The sequence below is a fragment of the Streptomyces sp. NPDC056361 genome (assembly GCF_042262805.1).
GTDB lineage: Bacteria > Actinomycetota > Actinomycetes > Streptomycetales > Streptomycetaceae > Streptomyces.
In genome coordinates, this window is sequence record NZ_JBHJQI010000049.1 from 1 (window position 1) to 19,672 (window position 19,672).

16 protein-coding genes are annotated in these 19,672 nt (G+C 70.7%); 14 read left to right on the plus strand and 2 right to left on the minus strand.

The genetic code is table 11. From position 1 onward, the window contains the following. The first annotated feature begins 207 nt into the window (after positions 1 to 207). The 3 genes from ACFCY7_RS17990 (at position 208) to clpX (ending at position 2,989) form a co-directional block, all read left to right on the plus strand. Positions 208 to 825, plus strand: a complete 618-nt coding sequence (locus tag ACFCY7_RS17990; protein WP_362572549.1) for an ATP-dependent Clp protease proteolytic subunit — start codon at positions 208 to 210, stop codon at positions 823 to 825. A 61-nt stretch (positions 826 to 886) separates the two neighbouring features. Beyond that, positions 887 to 1,549, plus strand: coding sequence for an ATP-dependent Clp protease proteolytic subunit (locus ACFCY7_RS17995; protein ID WP_362572546.1), 663 nt, complete (start codon positions 887 to 889; stop codon positions 1,547 to 1,549). Positions 1,550 to 1,705: 156 nt separating this feature from the next. Continuing rightward, on the plus strand, positions 1,706 to 2,989 hold the full coding sequence (clpX, locus tag ACFCY7_RS18000) for an ATP-dependent Clp protease ATP-binding subunit ClpX (protein WP_015033605.1): 1,284 nt from the start codon (positions 1,706 to 1,708) through the stop codon (positions 2,987 to 2,989). A 70-nt stretch (positions 2,990 to 3,059) separates the two neighbouring features. Here clpX and ACFCY7_RS18005 read toward each other — a convergent pair whose 3' ends face one another. Continuing rightward, the gene (locus ACFCY7_RS18005) at positions 3,060 to 4,010 is read right to left on the minus strand and encodes a hypothetical protein (RefSeq protein ID WP_376486011.1); all 951 of its coding nucleotides are present in this window, start codon (positions 4,008 to 4,010) and stop codon (positions 3,060 to 3,062) included. Between the two features lie 138 nt (positions 4,011 to 4,148). Here ACFCY7_RS18005 and ACFCY7_RS18010 point away from each other — a divergent pair, with 138 nt between their 5' ends. Further along, on the plus strand, positions 4,149 to 6,776 hold the full coding sequence (locus ACFCY7_RS18010; protein ID WP_376486014.1) for a valine--tRNA ligase: 2,628 nt from the start codon (positions 4,149 to 4,151) through the stop codon (positions 6,774 to 6,776). A 142-nt stretch (positions 6,777 to 6,918) separates the two neighbouring features. After that, positions 6,919 to 8,073 (plus strand): sensor histidine kinase, encoded by a 1,155-nt coding sequence (locus ACFCY7_RS18015; protein ID WP_376486016.1) that lies wholly within the window; start codon positions 6,919 to 6,921, stop codon positions 8,071 to 8,073. A gap of 97 nt (positions 8,074 to 8,170) precedes the next feature. On the opposite strand, the gene ACFCY7_RS18020 is transcribed toward ACFCY7_RS18015, so the two are convergent. After that, positions 8,171 to 9,193: a rod shape-determining protein gene (locus tag ACFCY7_RS18020; protein WP_376486018.1), complete on the minus strand. Its 1,023-nt coding sequence runs from the start codon at positions 9,191 to 9,193 to the stop codon at positions 8,171 to 8,173. 100 nt (positions 9,194 to 9,293) lie between these two features. On the opposite strand from ACFCY7_RS18020, the gene ACFCY7_RS18025 reads away from it, so the two are divergent. The 9 genes from ACFCY7_RS18025 to ACFCY7_RS18065 all read left to right on the plus strand — a co-directional run bounded on the left by ACFCY7_RS18025 (position 9,294) and on the right by ACFCY7_RS18065 (position 19,621). Continuing rightward, on the plus strand, positions 9,294 to 10,793 hold the full coding sequence (locus tag ACFCY7_RS18025) for a bifunctional folylpolyglutamate synthase/dihydrofolate synthase (protein WP_376486020.1): 1,500 nt from the start codon (positions 9,294 to 9,296) through the stop codon (positions 10,791 to 10,793). Positions 10,794 to 10,797: 4 nt separating this feature from the next. Further along, a complete protein-coding gene (locus ACFCY7_RS18030; RefSeq protein ID WP_367828115.1) occupies positions 10,798 to 11,163 on the plus strand; it encodes a DUF4233 domain-containing protein in 366 nt (121 codons plus the stop codon). A gap of 66 nt (positions 11,164 to 11,229) precedes the next feature. Continuing rightward, entirely contained in the window at positions 11,230 to 11,643 is a 414-nt protein-coding gene (ndk, locus tag ACFCY7_RS18035; protein ID WP_015033594.1) for a nucleoside-diphosphate kinase, read from the plus strand. Between the two features lie 218 nt (positions 11,644 to 11,861). After that, positions 11,862 to 12,881 (plus strand): rod shape-determining protein, encoded by a 1,020-nt coding sequence (locus ACFCY7_RS18040; protein WP_093876113.1) that lies wholly within the window; start codon positions 11,862 to 11,864, stop codon positions 12,879 to 12,881. Positions 12,882 to 12,953: 72 nt separating this feature from the next. Further along, positions 12,954 to 13,952, plus strand: a complete 999-nt coding sequence (mreC, locus tag ACFCY7_RS18045) for a rod shape-determining protein MreC (RefSeq protein ID WP_376486023.1) — start codon at positions 12,954 to 12,956, stop codon at positions 13,950 to 13,952. Beyond that, the gene (gene mreD / locus ACFCY7_RS18050) at positions 13,949 to 14,617 is read left to right on the plus strand and encodes a rod shape-determining protein MreD (RefSeq protein ID WP_376486026.1); all 669 of its coding nucleotides are present in this window, start codon (positions 13,949 to 13,951) and stop codon (positions 14,615 to 14,617) included. Before mreC ends, mreD begins: the two co-directional genes overlap by 4 nt. A gap of 19 nt (positions 14,618 to 14,636) precedes the next feature. Next, positions 14,637 to 16,856 carry a penicillin-binding protein 2 gene (gene mrdA / locus ACFCY7_RS18055; RefSeq protein WP_376486029.1) on the plus strand — a complete coding sequence of 740 codons (2,220 nt, stop codon included), beginning with the start codon at positions 14,637 to 14,639 and terminating at the stop codon, positions 16,854 to 16,856. Between the two features lie 4 nt (positions 16,857 to 16,860). Then, the gene (gene rodA, locus ACFCY7_RS18060) at positions 16,861 to 18,060 is read left to right on the plus strand and encodes a rod shape-determining protein RodA (RefSeq protein WP_376486031.1); all 1,200 of its coding nucleotides are present in this window, start codon (positions 16,861 to 16,863) and stop codon (positions 18,058 to 18,060) included. Between the two features lie 19 nt (positions 18,061 to 18,079). Next, complete coding sequence (locus tag ACFCY7_RS18065) at positions 18,080 to 19,621, plus strand: CHAD domain-containing protein (RefSeq protein ID WP_376486033.1); 1,542 nt, start codon at positions 18,080 to 18,082, stop codon at positions 19,619 to 19,621. Positions 19,622 to 19,672: the final 51 nt, after the last annotated feature.

The window sequence follows — 19,672 nt, forward strand, 5'->3', positions numbered from 1 at the left end:
GGCGCGTACGCACTGCTGTGCGTACGGGCCCGTGGACGTACCGGGACCCCGTTACACGCCCCCAACTACCTTGCGCTCCCAGCGAACAGTTCGGGAACCGGGATGGCGTTGTCCTACCTGCGCGTTAGGGTCCATGAATACGAGGGCAGTGCCCTCTGAACGAGACGCTGAGACGGCCCGGGCCGTCGGAGACGAGCAGGTGGATACGTGACGAATCTGAAGCCTTACGCCGCGGGTGAGCCGTCCATCGGTGGCGGCCTCGGCGACCATGTCTACAACCGGCTCCTCGGCGAGCGCATCGTCTTCCTCGGCCAGCAGGTCGACGACGAGATCGCCAACAAGATCACCGCCCAGATGCTCCTCCTGGCCGCCGAGCCGGAGAAGGACATCTTCCTGTACATCAACAGCCCCGGCGGCTCGGTGACGGCCGGCATGGCCGTCTACGACACCATGCAGTTCATCCCGAACGACGTCGTCACCATCGGTATGGGCATGGCGGCCTCCATGGGCCAGTTCCTGCTCACCGCCGGTGCCCCGGGCAAGCGCTTCGCGCTGCCGAACACCGACATCCTGATGCACCAGGGCTCCGCCGGCATCGGCGGCACGGCCTCCGACATCAAGATCCAGGCCGAGTACCTGCTGCGCACGAAGAAGCGCATGGCCGAGATCACCGCGCAGCACTCCGGCCAGACCGTCGAGACGATCATCCGCGACGGCGACCGCGACCGCTGGTTCACCGCGGAGGAGGCCAAGGAGTACGGCCTCATCGACGACATCATCACGCACGCCGCGGGTGTTCCGGGCGGCGGCGGCACCGGCGCCTGAGCGCCGGCCGCCGAAGAGCCCCAGCCCCCCGCCGAACGCCACCAGGACGGTGAACACCCCGATGCTTAACAACCTCTCCGCGAGCGGCCTCTACACCGGCGCGCCGATGGACAACCGCTACGTCGTGCCGCGCTTCGTCGAGCGCACCTCGCAGGGCATCCGCGAGTACGACCCGTACGCGAAGCTCTTCGAGGAGCGCGTGATCTTCCTCGGCGTGCAGATCGACGACGCCTCCGCCAACGACGTCATGGCGCAGCTGCTGTGCCTGGAGTCGATGGACCCGGACCGCGACATCTCGATCTACATCAACAGCCCCGGTGGCTCCTTCACCGCGCTGACGGCCATCTACGACACGATGCAGTTCGTGAAGCCGGACATCCAGACGGTCTGCATGGGCCAGGCGGCCTCCGCCGCGGCCGTGCTGCTCGCCGCCGGTACCCCCGGCAAGCGGATGGCCCTGCCGAACGCCCGCGTGCTGATCCACCAGCCCTCCGGCGGCACCGGCCGTGAGCAGCTCTCCGACCTGGAGATCGCGGCCAACGAGATCCTGCGCATGCGCAGCCAGCTCGAGGAGATGCTGGCCAAGCACTCCTCGACGCCGATCGAGAAGATCCGTGACGACATCGAGCGCGACAAGATCCTGACCGCCGAGGACGCCCTGGCGTACGGCCTGGTCGACCAGATCGTCTCGACCCGCAAGAGCACGGCCTCCGCGGCACACTGACGCCCGACCTTCCCCTGGCACGGTCCGCGTGGCCGAATCGCGACCATGTGAACCGTGCCAAGGGGGGCCCGAACGAGGGGCCCGGCAAGGTACCGTCGAATATGAGGCACCAGGAGTCGCTGAACCAAGCACTCCCAGGCGAAGGGGAAGCACCTCGTGGCACGCATCGGTGATGGCGGCGACCTGCTCAAGTGCTCGTTCTGCGGAAAGAGCCAGAAGCAGGTGAAGAAGCTCATCGCGGGACCCGGTGTGTACATCTGCGACGAGTGCATCGACCTCTGCAACGAGATCATCGAGGAAGAACTCGCGGAGACGAGCGAGGTGCGCTGGGAGGAACTCCCGAAGCCCCGCGAGATCTACGAGTTCCTCGAGGGGTACGTCGTCGGGCAGGAGCCCGCGAAGAAGGCCCTCTCGGTCGCGGTGTACAACCACTACAAGCGCGTCCAGGCCGGCGAGAACGGCGGCGCGCAGGGCCGGGACGACGCCATCGAGCTGGCGAAGTCCAACATTCTGCTGCTCGGCCCCACGGGCTCGGGGAAGACGCTGCTCGCGCAGACTCTGGCCCGGATGCTCAACGTCCCGTTCGCCATCGCCGACGCGACGGCGCTGACGGAGGCCGGCTATGTCGGCGAGGACGTCGAGAACATCCTGCTCAAGCTGATCCAGGCCGCGGACTACGACGTCAAGAAGGCCGAGACCGGGATCATCTACATCGACGAGATCGACAAGGTCGCCCGTAAGAGCGAAAACCCGTCGATCACGCGTGACGTCTCCGGCGAGGGCGTGCAGCAGGCCCTGCTGAAGATCCTGGAGGGCACCACCGCCTCCGTACCGCCGCAGGGCGGGCGGAAGCACCCGCACCAGGAGTTCATCCAGATCGACACGACGAACGTGCTCTTCATCGTGGGCGGCGCCTTCGCCGGCCTGGAGAAGATCATCGAGTCGCGGGCGGGCGCCAAGGGCATCGGCTTCGGGGCGACCATCCGCTCCAAGCGCGAGATCGAGGCGAGCGACCAGTTCCAGGAGGTCATGCCGGAGGACCTGGTGAAGTTCGGGATGATCCCGGAGTTCATCGGCCGCCTCCCCGTCCTCACCTCGGTCCACAACCTGGACCGCGAGGCGCTCCTCCAGATCCTCGTCGAGCCGCGCAACGCACTGGTCAAGCAGTACCAGCGCCTCTTCGAACTCGACGGCGTGGAGCTGGACTTCGACCGCCCGGCCCTGGAGGCCATCGCCGACCAGGCGATCCTCCGCGGCACCGGCGCGCGCGGCCTGCGCGCCATCATGGAGGAAGTCCTCCAGTCGGTCATGTACGAGGTCCCGTCCCGCAAGGACGTCGCCCGGGTCGTCATCACGGCCGACGTCGTCCGCAACAACGTCAACCCGACGCTGGTCCCGCGGATCGTGAAGAACGACGGCAGGCACGAGAAGTCGGCCTGACACCGGTCGCACACGGATGAGGGGGTCCCGCCCGAAGGCGGGACCCCCTCACTCATGTCCGGTCAGCCGGTCAGGACTTGACGCGGACCTCCTTGCGGAGCTTGGCCGCGATGCCGGCGGCCTCCTCGCCGGAGGCGCCCTTGCCGGTCATCATGGCGGACATGTCGACCGGGACCACGAAGCCCACGGTGCTGTGGTCGGCCCACACGCACATCGTGACGGTGAACGTGGGCACGCCGGTGGACGCGTCGCCCTTCCCCTTGGCCTGCTGGCACTTGAGGACCGCGCCGTCGAGGCCGTCCGGCTCGTACGCCTGGGGGCTGCCCTCCAGCTGCGGGGCGTCGCCCTTGCCGGCGTCCTTGTCGGCCTCGGCCTTGGCGCTGGCGAAGACGGCGTCGACGACCTTCTCCGGGTCGTCGATCTCGCCGTAGAGACCGCTGAAGGAGATCATCTTGCTGGCGAGCGGGTTCGCCTTGTTCTCCACCTGGTAGGTGGCCTTGACCTTCTTGGCGTTCTTGACGCCGTTCTTCTCGGCCTCCGCCAGCGAGTCGTCCCCGGAGGAGGAGCCGCCCTTGTCCGGAGCCTTCTTGTACTCGCCGAGGACCGTCTCCGGGGTGATCAGCTTGTGCGGGCCGTCGTCGGCGACCGAGGAACCGCCGCCGCCGAGCAGGAAGTACGCGCCCACGCCGATCGCCGCGACGACCGCGACGGCCCCGATGACCCAGCCGGCCTTGGACTTCTTGGGGGCCGGGGGGTGGGGGACGTAGCCGCCGGGGCCCTGGGGGGCGCCGTACGGGGGCTGCTGGCCGTAGGGGCCGGGCTGCTGCTGCGGGTAGCCGTAGGGCTGCTGCGGCGGGACGCCCTGCGGGGCCTGCTGGGGGTATCCGTAACCGGGCTGGGGAGCCTGCGGCTGCTGACCGTACGGGCCGGGCTGCTGGCCGTAGGGGCCCGGCTGGCCGCCGTAGGGCCCGGGCTGCTGGGGCGGCTGGCCGCCGTACGGGCCCGGCTGGTTGTAGCTCATCGACAGGTTCCCCTCACAAGATGTTTATGCCTACCGAACATCCTGGCGGAACCGGCGGCGTGGAAGTGCGGCGGGGGCCACACCGTTACCGAACCAAAGCGTTTCAGGACAGGCCTGGGACACCCCTAAACTGGCCCCGTGACCGAGAACACTCAGCAGCAGACAGCGCCCACGACCGAACTGCCGACCCAGTACGCGCCGGCCGAGGTAGAGGGGCCGCTGTACGAGCGCTGGGTAGAGCGCGGGTACTTCGAGGCGGACGCGACGAGCGACAAGCCGCCGTACACCATCGTCATCCCGCCGCCGAACGTCACCGGCGCGCTGCACCTGGGCCACGCGTTCCAGGTGACGCTGATGGACGCCCTGACCCGCCGCAAGCGGATGCAGGGCTTCGAGACGCTCTGGCTGCCGGGCATGGACCACGCCGGCATCGCGACCCAGAACAAGGTCGAGCAGCAGCTCGCCGAGGAGGGCAAGTCCCGCCACGACCTGGGCCGCGAGGAATTCGTCGAGCGCGTCTGGCAGTGGAAGGAGGAGTACGGCGGCCGGATCCTCGGCCAGCTGCGCCGCCTCGGTGCCGGTCTCGACTGGTCGCGCGAGCGCTTCACCATGGACGAGGGCCTCTCGAAGGCCGTCCAGCGGATCTTCAAGGACCTCTACGAGGACGGTCTGATCTACCGCGCCGAGCGCATCATCAACTGGTGCCCGCGCTGTCTGACCGCCATCTCGGACATCGAGGTCGAGTACCAGGACGACGCCGGCGAGCTGGTCTCCATCCGCTACGGCGAGGGGGACGAGTCGCTGGTCGTCGCCACCACCCGCGCCGAGACGATGCTCGGTGACACGGCCGTCGCCGTCCACCCCGACGACGAGCGGTACAAGCACCTGGTCGGCAAGCAGATCAAGCTGCCGCTGACCGACCGCACGATCCCGGTCGTCGCGGACACCCACGTCGACCCGGAGTTCGGCACCGGCGCCGTCAAGGTGACCCCGGCGCACGACCCGAACGACTTCGAGATCGGCCGCCGCCACGACCTGCCCTCGCTCACCGTCATGGACGAGCACGGCGTGATCACCGTCCACGGCCCGTTCCTCGGCCTGGACCGCTTCGAGGCCCGTTCGTCGATCGTCGGCGCGCTCAAGGAGCAGGGCCGGATCGTCGCCGAGAAGCGCCCGTACATGCACTCGGTGGGTCACTGCTCGCGCTGCAAGACGACCGTCGAGCCGCGTCTCTCGATGCAGTGGTGGGTCAAGGTCGGCCCGCTGGCGCAGGCCGCCGGCGACGCCGTCCGCGACGGCTCCGTCGAGATCCACCCGAAGGAGCTGTCCCGGCGCTACTTCGACTGGGTCGACAACATGCACGACTGGTGCATCTCGCGCCAGCTGTGGTGGGGCCACCGCATCCCGATCTGGTACGGCCCCGAGGGCCAGGTCGTCTGCGTCGGACCCGACGAGGAGGCGCCCGGCACCGAGGCCGAGGGCTGGACCCAGGACTCCGACGTCCTGGACACCTGGTTCTCGTCCGGCCTGTGGCCGTTCTCCACGCTCGGCTGGCCGGAGAAGACCCCCGACCTGGCGAAGTTCTACTCGACCGACGTCCTGCTCACCGGCCACGACATCATCTTCTTCTGGGTCGCCCGGATGATGATGTTCGGCCTGTACGCGATGGACGGCGAGGCCCCGTTCAAGCAGGTCGCCCTCACCGGTCTGGTCCGCGACGAGTTCGGCAAGAAGATGTCGAAGTCCAACCCGAACGCGGTCGACCCGCTGGACTGGATGGACGCGTACGGCTCCGACGCCGTCCGCTTCACCCTGGCCAAGGGCGCCAACCCGGGCGCCGACGTCCCGATCGGCGAGGACTGGGTCCAGGCCTCCAGCAAGTTCGCCAACAAGATCTGGAACGCCACGCGCTTCGCGCTGATGAACGGCGCGACGATCGAGGGCGAGCTGCCGGCCCCCGAGGACATGTCGGCGACCGACCGCTGGATCCTGTCCCGCCTGAACGAGACCGTCGCCCAGGTCGACGCGTACTACGACGACTTCCAGTTCGCCAAGCTCAGCGAGGCGCTCTACCACTTCGCGTGGGACGAGGTCTTCGACTGGTACGTCGAGCTGTCGAAGACGACGTTCTTCGCTGGCGGCGAGGGCGCGCGGGTCTCCGGCCGCGTCCTCGGCGAGGTCCTCGACGTCATGCTGCGACTGCTCCACCCGGTCGTCCCGTTCGTCACCGAGACGCTGTGGACCACGCTCACCGGCGGCGAGTCCCTCGTGGTCGCCGACTGGCCGAAGGACAGCGGCTTCCGCGACCCGGCCGCCGAGCAGGAGATCGCGCTGGTCCAGCGGGCCATCACCGAGGTCCGCCGGTTCCGCAAGGAGCAGGGCCTCCAGGACGCCCAGAAGGTGCCCGCCCGCCTCGCGCTGACCGGCACCCCGCTCGCCGCCCACGAGGCCGCCATCCGCCAGATCCTGCGCCTCCAGCCGGAGGGCGAGGGCTTCGCGGCCACCGCCACCCTGCCGGTCGTCGGCGGCGAGGTCGCGCTCGACCTCTCGGGCACCATCGACGTGGCCGCCGAACGCAAGCGCCTCGCCAAGGACCTCGCGGCCGCCGAGAAGGAGAAGGCCCAGGCCGAGGCCAAGCTCGGGAACGAGGCCTTCCTGGCCAAGGCCCCGGACAACGTCGTGGACAAGATCAAGGGCCGCCTCGCCAAGGCGGACGAGGACATCGCCCGCATCCAGACCCAGCTGGCGAACCTGCCGCAGGCCTGATCCGTACGACGCGAAGGGCCCGGAACCGGTCATCGGTTCCGGGCCCTTCGCGCACCCCTGAGACTCCGTCAAATCGGGCGAAGTGCCCTATCTCACACCAGACGGGACTTCCGGTCCGCGGTGCCGGGACGAAGGACCCTGGATGATGGAGGGCATGCTCCGCCTCCCCGCCGTCCCCGCGCTCCGCCGTTGCGTGGACCGGTGGGCGGTCTCGCCCCGTGCCCTCGACGTCGTCGCCGCGCTCAGCGCCTTCGGCCTGATGGTCCTGGACGTGCCGGGGCTCGCCCGCGCCGACAACTCCCTCACCGGCGTCACCGCCACCCTGGTCCTCGCGGCCGGCGCGGCCACCCTGGTGCTCAGGCGGCGGCTGCCGTGGGTGCCGTACGTCGTCGCGCTCGGCCTGATGGGATGGCTGCACGAGCTGACCATGATCCAGTTCGCGCTGTACTCGATCGGGCGGTTCCGGGGGCGCCGCGCCGCGATCGTCGCGACCCTGCTGTACGTCGCCGTGGCGTACGGGCTCTACCTGACGCCCGGCTGGCCCGCCGAGCACGGCGAGACCCTCAGCGACTTCCTCAGCCTGGTCGTCCCCATCGGCGTCCTCGCGGCGGGCGTCGGCATCGCCGCCTACCGCCAGGACCTCGTCCGCGCCCTGGAGGTCCAGCGCCGCGAGGCCGCCGCCCGGCAGGCCGTCCAGGAGGAGCGGATCTCCGTCGGACGGGACGTCCACGACCTCGTCGGCCGCGAGCTCACCGTCCTCGCGGTGCGGGCCGAGGTCCTCGCCGTACGGTCCAGGGGCGACTCCCACCAGAAGGACTTCGAGGAGCTCGCCGACACCGCCCGCCGCGCCCACCTCATGCTCAACGAGACGATCGTGCGCCGCGCCGACCGGGACGCCGCCACCCCCGGCCTCGAAGGGCTCGCCGCGCTCGCCGCGGAGAGCGAGCGGATGGGCGGCGCCGTCGACCTGACGGTCGCCGAGGAGGCCAAGGCGCTGTCGCCGCTCCGGCAGGCGGCCGTCCACCGGGTCGTCCGCGAGTGCCTGACGAACGCCGCCAAGCACGCGCCCGGCCTCCCGGTGACGGTCGCGATCACGGTCGCGGGGCCCGATCTGCGGATCGAGGTCCGCAACCCGCTGCCCACCACCCCGCCCGCCCCGTCCCCCGTCTCCACCGGCACCGGCCTGCTCTCCATGGAGGAACGCGTCACCAGCATGGGCGGCACCCTCGAGGCCCGCCGCGAGGGCGGCACCTACGCGGTCACGGCCCTGCTCCCCACGGGCCTCGGCCGCCAGTAGCTCCCCACGGGCCCCGCCCGCCGGCAGCTCCCCACGGGCCCCGCCCGCCGGCAGCTCCCGACGGGCCCCGCCCGCCAGGGCGGGTGCCCCCTCCCGCTCAGCGGACCGTCTCCGCCTTCCCCATCACGCGCTGGAGGCCGTCGAAGTCCTCCACGCACCGACCCGAGCCCAGGGCCACGCAGTCCAACGGCCGGTCCGCGACGAAGACCGGGATGCCCGTCGCGGAGGCCATCCGCAGATCGAGGCCGGGCAGCAGCGCCCCGCCGCCGGTGAGGACGATGCCGTGCTCCATCACGTCGCCGGACAGCTCCGGCGGACATTCCTCCAGGGTCACCCGGACGGCCGCGATGATCGCCTCGACGGGCTCGTCCAGCGCCGTGCGCACCTCCGGCACCGTCAGCTCCACCGTCCGGGGCAGCCCGCTGACCTTCTCCCGGCCGCGGACGGTGAACGTCCGGCGCTCCAGCTCCTCGCCGCCCGGCACCGGCCACGCCGTGCCGATCGCGACCTTGACGTCCTCGGCGGTCCGCTCGCCGATGAGCAGCGAGTGCTCCTTGCGCACGTAGTCGGTGATCGCCGTGTCGAGGCGGTCGCCGCCGACCCGCAGCGACCGGGCGGTGACGATCCCGCCCAGCGAGATCACCGCCACCTCGGTCGTGCCGCCGCCGATGTCGACCACCATCGAGCCGCGCGGGTCGGAGACGGGCAGCCCGGCGCCGATCGCCGCCGCCATCGGCTCCTCGATCAGGTGCACCGCGCGGGCGCCGGCCGACAGCGAGGCGTGCACGATGGCCCGGCGTTCGACCTGGGTCACCCCGCTGGGCACGCAGACCACCATCCGGGTGCGGGGGCGCCTGCGGCCCGGCACGGCCTTGCGCACGAAGTGCCGGATCATCTCCTCGGCCGCCTCGTAGTCACTGATCACGCCGTCGCGCAGGGGCCGGATCGCGGTGATCGACCCCGGCGTGCGGCCGATGGTCTCCTTCGCCTCCGTGCCGACCGCGAGCGCGTGCCGGGAGCCCTCCTGCACCGCCACCACGGACGGCTCGTCGAGCACGATGCCCCGGCCGCGTGCGTACAGGAGCGTGTTGGCCGTGCCGAGGTCGATCCCTATGTCCATGATCGCCAAGTTTGCCGGGCCGATCCGGCGGGCGGTGGACCGAAAGTCCCGAAAGGGGTGGGTCCATGGTCCTGTCGGTACGCCTCCGTAGACTGGCCCCGTGAGCGAGCCGAGCGACCCGAATGACCAGTTCGACGACATCGTCGACACCGAGACGAACCGCGACCCCGACCTGGCGGTGATCGAGGCCGGCAGCCGTACCCTGCGCACGCAGGGCGGCGCGCCGCAGGGCGACCCCGTACCCAGCCGCCCCGAGGACCCGGAGCTCGACAAGGCGCTCCGCGAGGTCGAGACCGAGCTGTCCACCCGCTGGGGCGAGACCAAGCTGGAGCCCTCGGTCAAGCGGATCGCGGCCCTGATGGACGTCCTCGGCGAGCCGCAGCGCGCGTACCCCTCGATCCACATCACCGGCACCAACGGCAAGACGTCGACGGCCCGCATGATCGAGGCCCTGCTCGGCGCCTTCGAGCTGCGCACCGGGCGGTACACCTCGCCGCACGTGCAGACCATCACCGAGCGGATCAGCCTGGACGGCGCCCCGATCTCCGCCGAGCGGTTCATCGAGACGTACCAGGACGTCAAGCCGTACGTGGAGCTGGTCGACGCCCGCGAGGAGTACCGCCTCTCCTTCTTCGAGGTCCTCACCGGAATGGCCTACGCGGCCTTCGCGGACGCCCCGGTCGACGTGGCCGTCGTCGAGGTCGGCATGGGCGGCACCTGGGACGCGACGAACGTCATCGACGGCTCCGTCGCCGTCGTCACCCCGATCGACCTGGACCACACGGACCGGCTCGGCGGGACGACCGGCGAGATCGCCGGCGAGAAGTCCGGGATCATCAAGCAGGGCGCGACCGTGATCCTGGCCCAGCAGCCGGTGGACGCGGCCCAGGTCCTGCTGAAGAAGGCCGTCGAGGCGGACGCCACCGTCGCCCGCGAGGGCATGGAGTTCGGCATCGTCTCCCGCGAGGTCGCGGTCGGCGGCCAGCTCCTCACCCTGCGCGGCCTGGGCGGCGAGTACGACAACCTCTTCCTGCCGCTGCACGGCGCCTACCAGGCGCACAACGCCGCCGTGGCGCTCGCCGCGGTCGAGGCCTTCTTCGGGATCGGCGCCGAGCACGCCCGGACGCTGGACGTGGACACGGTCCGCCGGGCCTTCGCCCAGGTGGCCTCGCCCGGCCGCCTGGAGATCGTCCGCTCCTCCCCGACGGTCATCCTGGACGCCGCGCACAACCCGCACGGCGCGCGCGCCACGGCGGAGGGCATCAGCGAGGCCTTCGGCTTCTCCCGGCTCATCGGCGTGGTCTCCACGAGCGGCGACAAGGACGCCAAGGGGCTCCTGGAGGCCTTCGAGCCGATCTTCGCGGAGGTCGTGATCACGGCGAACTCCACGCCGCGGGCCACCGACGTGGACGCGCTGGCCGCGACCGCGGTCGAGGTCTTCGGCGAGGACCGGGTCGTCGTCGAGCCGCGGCTCGACGACGCCATCGAGGCCGCCATCACCCTTGCGGAGGAAGAGGCCGAGTACGGCGGCGCGGGCGTCCTCGTCACCGGTTCGATCTTCACGGTCGGCGACGCCCGGCTGCTGCTGCGGAGGGGCTGATCCGATGCGTACGCTCTGTTCCTCGACGCTCATCGGCGAGTTCTTCGTCATCGGTTTCGCCGGGCTCGTCGCCATGAAGGACGACGGCCTCGCGATGTCCACCGTCTGGTGGGTCTGCGGTGTCGCGATGGTCTTCTCGGTGCTGCTGTGCGGGATGGTCACCCGTCCCGGCGGCGTGCAGCTCGGCTGGGCCCTGCAGATCGGCCTGATCCTCAGCGGCTTCGTCGTCCCCACCATGTTCTTCCTGGGCGCGGTCTTCGCCGGCCTGTGGTGGGCCTCCGTTCACTACGGGCGACGGATCGACGACATCAAGGCGCGCTGGGCCGAGGCGCAGGCCGCGGGGGCCTCGGCAGGGCCTGACGCTGCGTAATCGAAGCACGTGCGGGACCTGTAGCCTCGGAGGTCCCGCACACCGCTTTTCCGAAGGAGTCACCCCGTGAGCCAGCGCACGCTCGTCCTGCTCAAGCCCGACGCCGTCCGCCGTGGCCTGATCGGCGAGATCATCGGCCGTATCGAGCGCAAGGCCGGCTGGACCCTGGCGGCCCTGGAGCTGCGCGAGCTGGACCAGGAGACCCTTGAGCAGCACTACGGCGAGCACAAGGGCAAGCCGTTCTACGAGCCGCTGATGGGCTTCATGTCCTCCGGTCCGGTCGTGGCGCTCGTCGTCGAGGGCGAGCGGGTCATCGAGGGCGTCCGGCAGCTCGCCGGCCCGACCGACCCGATCGCCGCCGCCCCCGGTTCCATCCGCGGCGACTTCGGCACGATCGTCCGGGAGAACCTGATCCACGCCTCGGACTCCGAGGAGTCGGCGCTCCGCGAGCTGAAGATCTTCTTCCCCGGCCTCGTCTGATCTGACCCGGAGTCAGCCGAACGAAGCACCCTGTGGGGCGACCGAAGGAATTTCGGTCGCCCCCAGGCATATGAACGCCAATCCCGGGAACGGATCGCCGCGTCCTGCCGTCACCACGTACAGAGGTGGACCAACGCGCGGCATCCGCGCAGGCGGCACTACGATGGAAAACTCCATCGCCGCACCACTCTCAGCCATGGGAAATCAAGGGGAACTCAATGTCGTTCATCGGCCGTGACATGGCTGTCGACCTCGGGACCGCCAACACGCTGGTGTACGTCAGGGGTCGGGGCATCGTTCTGAACGAGCCGTCCGTCGTCGCGATCAACACCAACACCGGCGGCATCCTCGCGGTCGGCGCGGAAGCGAAGAAGATGATCGGCCGGACGCCCGGCAACATCGTCGCCGTCCGCCCGCTCAAGGACGGCGTCATCGCCGACTTCGAGATCACCGAGCGGATGCTCCGCTACTTCATCCTCAAGATCCACAAGCGTCGCTACCTGGCCCGCCCCCGCGTCGTCGTCTGCGTGCCCTCCGGCATCACCGGAGTGGAGCGCCGCGCCGTCATCGAGGCGTCCACCCAGGCCGGCGCCCGCCAGGTGCACATCATCGAGGAGCCCATGGCGGCGGCCATCGGCGCGGGCCTCCCCGTCCACGAGGCCACCGGCAACATGGTCGTCGACATCGGCGGCGGCACCACCGAGGTCGCCGTCATCTCCCTCGGCGGAATCGTCACGGCACAGTCGATCCGGGTCGCCGGCGACGAGCTCGACAACGCGATCATCCAGCACATCAAGAAGGAGTACTCGCTCCTCCTCGGTGAGCGGACCGCCGAGCAGATCAAGATCACCATCGGCTCGGCGTACGACCTCGACAAGGACGAGCACACCGAGATCCGCGGCCGCGACCTCGTCTCCGGTCTGCCCAAGACCGTGGTCATCTCCGCCGCCGAGGTCCGCAAGGCCATCGAGGAGCCGGTCAACGCCATCGTCGACGCGGTGAAGACCACCCTCGACAAGTGCCCGCCGGAGCTCTCCGGTGACGTCATGGACCGCGGCATCGTTCTCACCGGTGGAGGCGCCCTGCTGCGCGGCCTCGACGAGAGGCTCCGCCGCGAGACCGGCATGCCGATCCACATCGCCGAGGACCCGCTGGACTCGGTGGCGCTCGGCTCCGGCAAGTGCGTGGAGGAGTTCGAGGCCCTCCAGCAGGTCCTGGACGCCCAGCCGCGCCGCTGACCGCAGCACCCGCAGTACCCGTAGTCGTACAACCGAACACCCGAACCACGAGGAAAGGCACGGCCGCCGCACGTGAGGGACACACGAGAGAGCCGGCTGCTCCTGGTGCTGCTGATCGCCATCGCGTTCGCACTGATCACGGTGGACATCCGCGGCGGCCAGGAGTCACCCGTCGACGGTGCCCGACAGGCCGCGGCCGCGGTCTTCGGTCCCGTCGAGAACGGCGTGGCGGCGGCCGTCGATCCGATCGGCAACGCCATAGGCGCGGTCAGGGACTCCGGGGAGCGGCACACCCGGATCGCCGCCCTGGAGAAGGAGAACGCCGAGCTCAAGGCCGAGCTCGGCAGCGACGACCGCAACCGCAACCGGCTCCGCGAGCTCGACACCATGCTCAAGACCGCCGGCGCCGGGCAGTACGGCATCAAGGGCGCCCAGGTCATCGCCATAGGAGCGGCCCAGGGCTTCTCCTGGACCGTCACCATCGACGTCGGCGCCCGCGACGGCATCAAGCGGGACATGACCGTGCTCAACGGCTCCGGACTCGTCGGCCGCGTCACCACCGTCGGCCCCTCCACCTCCACGGTCCTCCTCGCCAACGACCCCGACTTCACCGTCGGCACCCGCATGGAGAAGTCCGACGAACTCGGCTTCGCCACCGGCCAGGGCGACAGCCCCCTCCTGGTCCAGCTCCTCAACGGCAAGGCCAAGGTCAAGCCCGGCGACCGGCTCGTCACCTTCGGCTCGCGCGGAGACAAGCCCTTCGTGCCCGGCGTGCCGGTCGGCGAGGTCGTCCGCGTCGACCCCGCGGGCGGCGGCCTGACCCGCAACATCTACGTCCGCCCGTACGTCGGCTTCACCAAGCTCGACATCGTCGGCGTCGTCGTCCAGGCCCCCCGCTCCGACCCCCGCGACATGGTCCTGCCGCAGAAGCCGAAGCCCGCGCCGACCGTCACCGTCACGGTCACCCCGCCGCCACCGGACGGACAGCAGGCCGCCGACGGCACACCACAGGGGCAGAAGCCGAACCAGAACCAGCAGGCACCGCAGGACCAGGGGGACGCGACACCGTGAAGTTCAACCGCATCCTCCTCTCCGCCACCCTGATCGTGGTCGCCCTGGTCGTCCAGGTCTCCGTCCTCGCCCGCCTCCAACTCCCCGGCGCCGTCCCCGACCTCGTCCTCCTCACCGTCGTCGGCCTCGCCCTCGTCTACGGCCCCGTCAGCGGCTCCCTCATCGGCTTCACCGCGGGACTGCTCTCCGACCTGGCCCCGCCCGCCGACCACGCCGCCGGCCGCTACGCCCTCGTGCTCTGCGTCATCGGCTACCTGGTCGGCCTCGCCCGCCCGGACAACGGCCGGCTGACCTCCGCGACCGGCCCCATGGCCGTCGTCGTCGCCGCGGCCGTCGGCTCCACCCTGCTGTACGCCGGCGTCGGCGCCCTCGTCGGCGACACCGCCGCCCGCCATGTCGGCCTCGGGTTCCTGCTGTTCACCGCGGCCGTCTACGACCTGCTCCTCGCGCCGTTCACGGTGCCGCTCATCATGGCGCTGGCCAGACGGGCCGAGAACGATCCGCTCGCCGACGCCGGCGGGGGCAACGGCGCCGACGTCGCGTCCGGCTGGCTCTCCTCCGGCACCGGCCTGCGGATCGGCAACCAGCGCGGCGGCCTGCGCGTGAAGGCCGCCCGCAGCCGCGCCTCACGGGCCGGACGCATCAAGGGAGTCAAGCGACTGTGACCGAGGGGGCACCGGCAGTATGAGCAACATCCCCGAGACCGGGCGGACCCCGCGGGTCCAGATCCGGCTCGTCGTCATCCAGATCCTGGTCTTCTCGCTGCTGCTCACCCTGGGGGGCCGCCTCTGGTACCTCCAGATCCGCAACGGCAAGGAGTACACCGACGAGGCGAAGAACAACCACGTCCAGCAGGTCGTCCAGCCCGCCGTCCGCGGCTCGCTCCTCGACGCCCGCGGCGTGCCGCTCGCCGACAACGAGACCCGCCTCGTGGTCTCCGCGTCCCGCACCGAGCTGATGAAGATGAAGGACCGGGGCAAGACCGTCCTGACCCGGCTCGCCGACGTCCTCGACATGAAGCCCGACGACGTCATCAACAAGATCAGGCTCTGCGACTCCAAGACGCCCAAGCCCTGCTGGAACGGTTCGCCCTACCAGCCGATCCCGGTCACCGACGAGGCCACCACCCAGCAGGCCCTCCAGATCCGCGAGCGCGCCGAGGACTTCCCCGGCATCACCGCCGAACCCACCGCCGTCCGCCGCTACCCGGCCCCCGGCAAGTCCCGCACCTCCCAGGTCCTCGGCTACCTCTCGCCCGTCACCGACGCCGAGATCGAGAAGGCCAAGGACACCGACTCGCCGTTCCTCCGCTCCGACCAGGTCGGCCGCTCCGGCCTGGAGCGCACCTACGACAAGGAACTGCGCGGCAAGGCCGGCGTCACCCGCTACGAGGTCGACAACCTCGGCCGCGTCATCGGCCAGGCCAAGAGCGACCCCGCCGTGCCCGGCGCCAACGTCGTCACCTCCATCGACGCCCGCGTGCAGGCGGTCGCCGAATGGGAGCTGCACAACGCGATGGTCGAGGCCCGCAAGGTCCACGACCGGAACACCAACGAGAACTACAAGGCCGACGCCGGCGCCGTCGTCGTCATGGAGACGAAGACCGGCCGGATCGTCGCCATGGCCTCGCAGCCCGACTACGACCCCAACGCCTGGGTCGGCGGCATCTCCGCCAAGGACTACGCCGCCCTCACCGGCAAGGACTCGAACTTCCCGCTCCTCAACCGGGCCATCCAGGGCCAGGCCGCCCCCGGCTCGATCTTCAAGGTCATCCCGACGACCGCCGCCGTCAACGCCGGATACGAGTTCAACGGGCGCTACCCGTGCCCCTCCTCGTACTCCATCGGCGGCCAGGTCTTCAAGAACTTCGAGTCCCAGGGCCACGGCTCCATCACCCTCGGCCAGGCCCTCGAGGTCTCCTGCGACACCGTCTACTACGCCCTCTCTCACCAGCAGTGGCTCAACGACGGCGGCATGAAGCCGAAGAAGGACGCCAAGGACTGGTTCTACAAGACGGCCCACCAGTTCGGCCTCGGCGCCGAGACCGGCATCGACCTCCCCAACGAGGTCACCGGCCGCGTCCCCGACCGGAAGTGGAAGCAGAACTTCTGGACGGCCAACAAGGACTACTGGTGCAAGATCGGCAAGCGCGGCGGCACCTACGTGCAGCAGCTCTCCTACGAGAACTGCCTCGAAGGCAACCTCATGCGCGCCGGTGACTCCGTCAACTACTCCATCGGACAGGGCGACACCCTCGTCACCCCCATCCAGATGGCCACCATCTACGCCGCCATCGCCAACGGCGGCACCCTCTGGAACCCCACCGTCGGCAAGGCCGTCATCAGCCCCGACGGCAAGAAGGTCACCGAGATCAAGCCCAAGTCCCACGGCAAGCTGCCCATGGACGCCAAGACCCAGGCGTTGATAGAGGAGGCCCTCGCGGGAGTCGCCACCCGCGGTACGGCCGCCTGGCGATTCGGCGGCTGGCCGCAGGACAAGATCGCGATGCACGCCAAGACCGGTACCGCCGAGGTCTACGGCAAGCAGACGACCTCCTGGTTCGCCACGTACACCAAGGACTACGCGATCATCATGACGATCGCCCAGGGCGGTACCGGCTCCGGCGCCTCGGGCCCCGCCGTGCGCAACATCTACGACGCGCTCTACGGACTCGACGACGCCGGCAACCAGGACCTCAAGCGGGCCCTGCTGCCGCAGCCGCAGAAGGCCCTGCCGAAGATCGAGGCCGACGGCTCCATCGACGCCCCGAAGATCAAGCCGTACGACCCCGAGGTCGGGAAGATCGACCCGAACGCGCCCCCGAAGGCGCCGGACGGCGCGAAGAAGCCGGACGACGACGACCAGGCGCTCGCGGGTCCGCCCGCGGGCCGAGTGGGGGACTGAAACCATGACCGCACCCCACGGCTTCTCCGTCTCCCGGTACGCACCCGAGCGCGGGACCCTCGCCAAGCTGGCGGCCCGCGACTCGGTGCTCCGCCGGCTCGACTGGCCGATCCTGCTCTCGGCGCTCGCGCTCTCCGGCATCGGATCCCTGCTCGTCTGGTCCGCCACCCGCGGCCGCACCGAGCTCAACAACGGCGACCCGTACTACTTCCTCTTCCGGCACCTGCTCAACACCGGCATCGGCCTCGCCCTGATGATCGGCACGATCTGGCTCGGCCACCGCACCCTGCGCGGCGCCGTGCCGATCCTCTACACGCTGTCGATCGTGCTGATCCTCGCCGTCCTCACCCCGCTCGGCGCCACCATCAACGGCGCCCACGCGTGGATCGTCGTCGGCGGCGGCTTCTCCCTCCAGCCCAGCGAGTTCGTGAAGATCACGATCATCCTGGTCATGGCGATGCTGCTCGCCGCGAAGGTCGACGCCGGCGACCAGCTCCACCCCGACCACCGCACCGTCGCCAAGGCCCTCGCCCTCGCGGCCCTCCCCATGGGCATCGTCATGCTGATGCCCGACCTCGGCTCGGTCATGGTCATGGCCGTCATCGTGCTCGGCGTGCTCCTCGCCTCCGGCGCCTCCAACCGGTGGGTCCTCGGCCTGATCGGCGCGGGCGTCCTCGGCGCGGTCCTCGTCACCACGCTCGGCATGCTCGACGAGTACCAGATCAACCGCTTCGCCGCCTTCGCCAACCCCGACCTCGACCCCTCCGGCGTCGGCTACAACACCAACCAGGCCCGGATCGCCATCGGTTCCGGCGGCCTCCTCGGCTCCGGCCTCTTCAAGGGGTCCCAGACCACCGGCCAGTTCGTCCCCGAACAGCAGACCGACTTCGTCTTCACGGTCGCGGGGGAGGAGCTCGGCTTCGTCGGCGCCGGACTGATCCTCGTCCTCCTCGGCGTCATCCTCTGGCGCTCCTGCCGGATCGCCCGCGAGACCACCGAGCTCTACGGCACCGTCGTCGCGGCCGGCATCATCGCCTGGTTCGCCTTCCAGTCCTTCGAGAACATCGGCATGACCCTCGGCATCATGCCGGTCGCCGGCCTGCCGCTGCCGTTCGTCTCGTACGGCGGCTCGTCGATGTTCGCGGTCTGGGTGGCGATCGGACTGCTCCAGTCGATCCGCGTCCAACGTCCGATGACGGCCTGACGGCGACTAGATTCGAGGTATGGCCGAGACGAAGCGCGAGATCGAGCGGAAGTACGAAGCCACCGGGGAGACTCCGCTACCGGACCTCACCGAGGTCCCCGGGATCGCCCGGGTCGTGGACCGGGGCGTCATGGAACTGGACGCCGTCTACTACGACACGCCCGACCTGCGCCTCGCCGCCGACTCGGTCACCCTCCGCCGCCGCACCGGCGGGAGCGACGCCGGCTGGCACGCCAAGTTCCCCGTCGCCGCCGGCATCCGCGACGAGATCAGGGCCCCGCTCGGCGACACCCTGCCGGGTGAGCTGGCGGGGCTCCTTCGCTCCCGGGTCCGGACCGGCGCGGTCGTCCCCGTCGTACGCCTCCGCTCGGCCCGGGACGTCCGCCACCTCCTCGCCGCCGACGGCACCCTCCTCGCCGAACTCTCCGTCGACACCGTGCACGCCGCACGGCTGCCGGACGGCCCGGAGACCGGCTGGACCGAGATCGAGGTGGAACTCGCCGACGGCCCGGACGGCCCCGGCAGCCCCGGCGCACCCGACCCGGCGCTCCTCGACGCGATCGGCAAGCGCCTCGGGAAGGCCGGCATCCACCCCTCCGCCTCCGCGTCCAAGCTGGCCAGGGCCCTCGCCGAGACGGGCGGCGGCCCCCGGGAGGCGGACGCCCCCGCGGAACCCGGCACCGCCGCGGCCGCCGTCCTCGCCTACGCACGGGAACAGGTCCACGCGATCACCGCCCTCGACCCCGCCGTACGGCGCGACCTCCCCGACGCCGTCCACCAGCTGCGGGTCGCCTGCCGCAGCCTGCGCAGCGCCTTCAAGACCTACCGCCGCGTCCTCGACCGGAACGTCACCGACCCCGTCGGCGACGAACTGAAGTGGCTCGCCGGGGAGCTCGGCGTCGCCCGCGACCAGGAAGTCCTCGACGCCCGCCTGCGCGCCCACGTCGCGGACCTGCCCGCCGCCCTGGTCCTCGGCCCGGTCAGGGCCCGACTGCGCCGTCGGGACGCCGCCCGCGCCAAGAGCGCCCGGCACCAGGCCCTCGCCGCCCTCGACTCCGCCCGCCACCTCGCCCTCCTCGACACCCTCGACGCGCTCCTCGCCGCCCCGCCGCTGCGCAAGGCCGCCCGCCACGACGCCCGCAAGGTCCTCGCCCGCGCCGTCCGCGCGGACCACGACCGCCTCGGCCGCCGGATCGCACACGCCCTCTCCCTCGCCCCCGGCCACGAGCGCGACCTCGCCCTCCACGAAGCCCGCAAGGCCGCCAAACGCGCCCGCTACGCCGCCGACGCGGCCCGCCCCACCCTCGGCAAGCCCGCCAAGCGCCTCGCGAAACGCGTCAAGGCCGTCCAGTCCCTCCTCGGCGAACACCACGACTCCGTCGTCGCCCGCACCACCCTGCGCGAGCTCGGCGTCCAAGCCCACGGGGTCGGCGAATCGGCCTTCACCTGGGGACTTCTGTACGGCCGCGAGGAGGCGGCGGCCGCGGCCGCCGAGCGCGAGCTGCCCACGGCGTGGGCGCGGGCCTCGGCCCCGCACATCCGGTCGGCACTGACCCGCTGAGCACCGGGGTACGCTTGAGAGTCGCCCCCCTGCCAGCTCACGAAGGTTCGA

What these genes read in the sequence shown, in the direction of transcription:
- ACFCY7_RS17995 (WP_362572546.1), top strand. Translation starts at nt 887, where the DNA reads ATGCTTAACAACCTCTCCGCGAGCGGCCTCTACACCGGCGCGCCGATG.
- ACFCY7_RS18005 (WP_376486011.1), bottom strand. Translation starts at nt 4,010, where the DNA reads ATGAGCTACAACCAGCCGGGCCCGTACGGCGGCCAGCCGCCCCAGCAG.
- ACFCY7_RS18015 (WP_376486016.1), top strand. Translation starts at nt 6,919, where the DNA reads ATGATGGAGGGCATGCTCCGCCTCCCCGCCGTCCCCGCGCTCCGCCGT.
- ACFCY7_RS18020 (WP_376486018.1), bottom strand. Translation starts at nt 9,193, where the DNA reads ATGGACATAGGGATCGACCTCGGCACGGCCAACACGCTCCTGTACGCA.
- ACFCY7_RS18030 (WP_367828115.1), top strand. Translation starts at nt 10,798, where the DNA reads ATGCGTACGCTCTGTTCCTCGACGCTCATCGGCGAGTTCTTCGTCATC.
- ACFCY7_RS18040 (WP_093876113.1), top strand. Translation starts at nt 11,862, where the DNA reads ATGTCGTTCATCGGCCGTGACATGGCTGTCGACCTCGGGACCGCCAAC.
- mrdA (WP_376486029.1), top strand. Translation starts at nt 14,637, where the DNA reads ATGAGCAACATCCCCGAGACCGGGCGGACCCCGCGGGTCCAGATCCGG.
- rodA (WP_376486031.1), top strand. Translation starts at nt 16,861, where the DNA reads ATGACCGCACCCCACGGCTTCTCCGTCTCCCGGTACGCACCCGAGCGC.
- ACFCY7_RS18065 (WP_376486033.1), top strand. Translation starts at nt 18,080, where the DNA reads ATGGCCGAGACGAAGCGCGAGATCGAGCGGAAGTACGAAGCCACCGGG.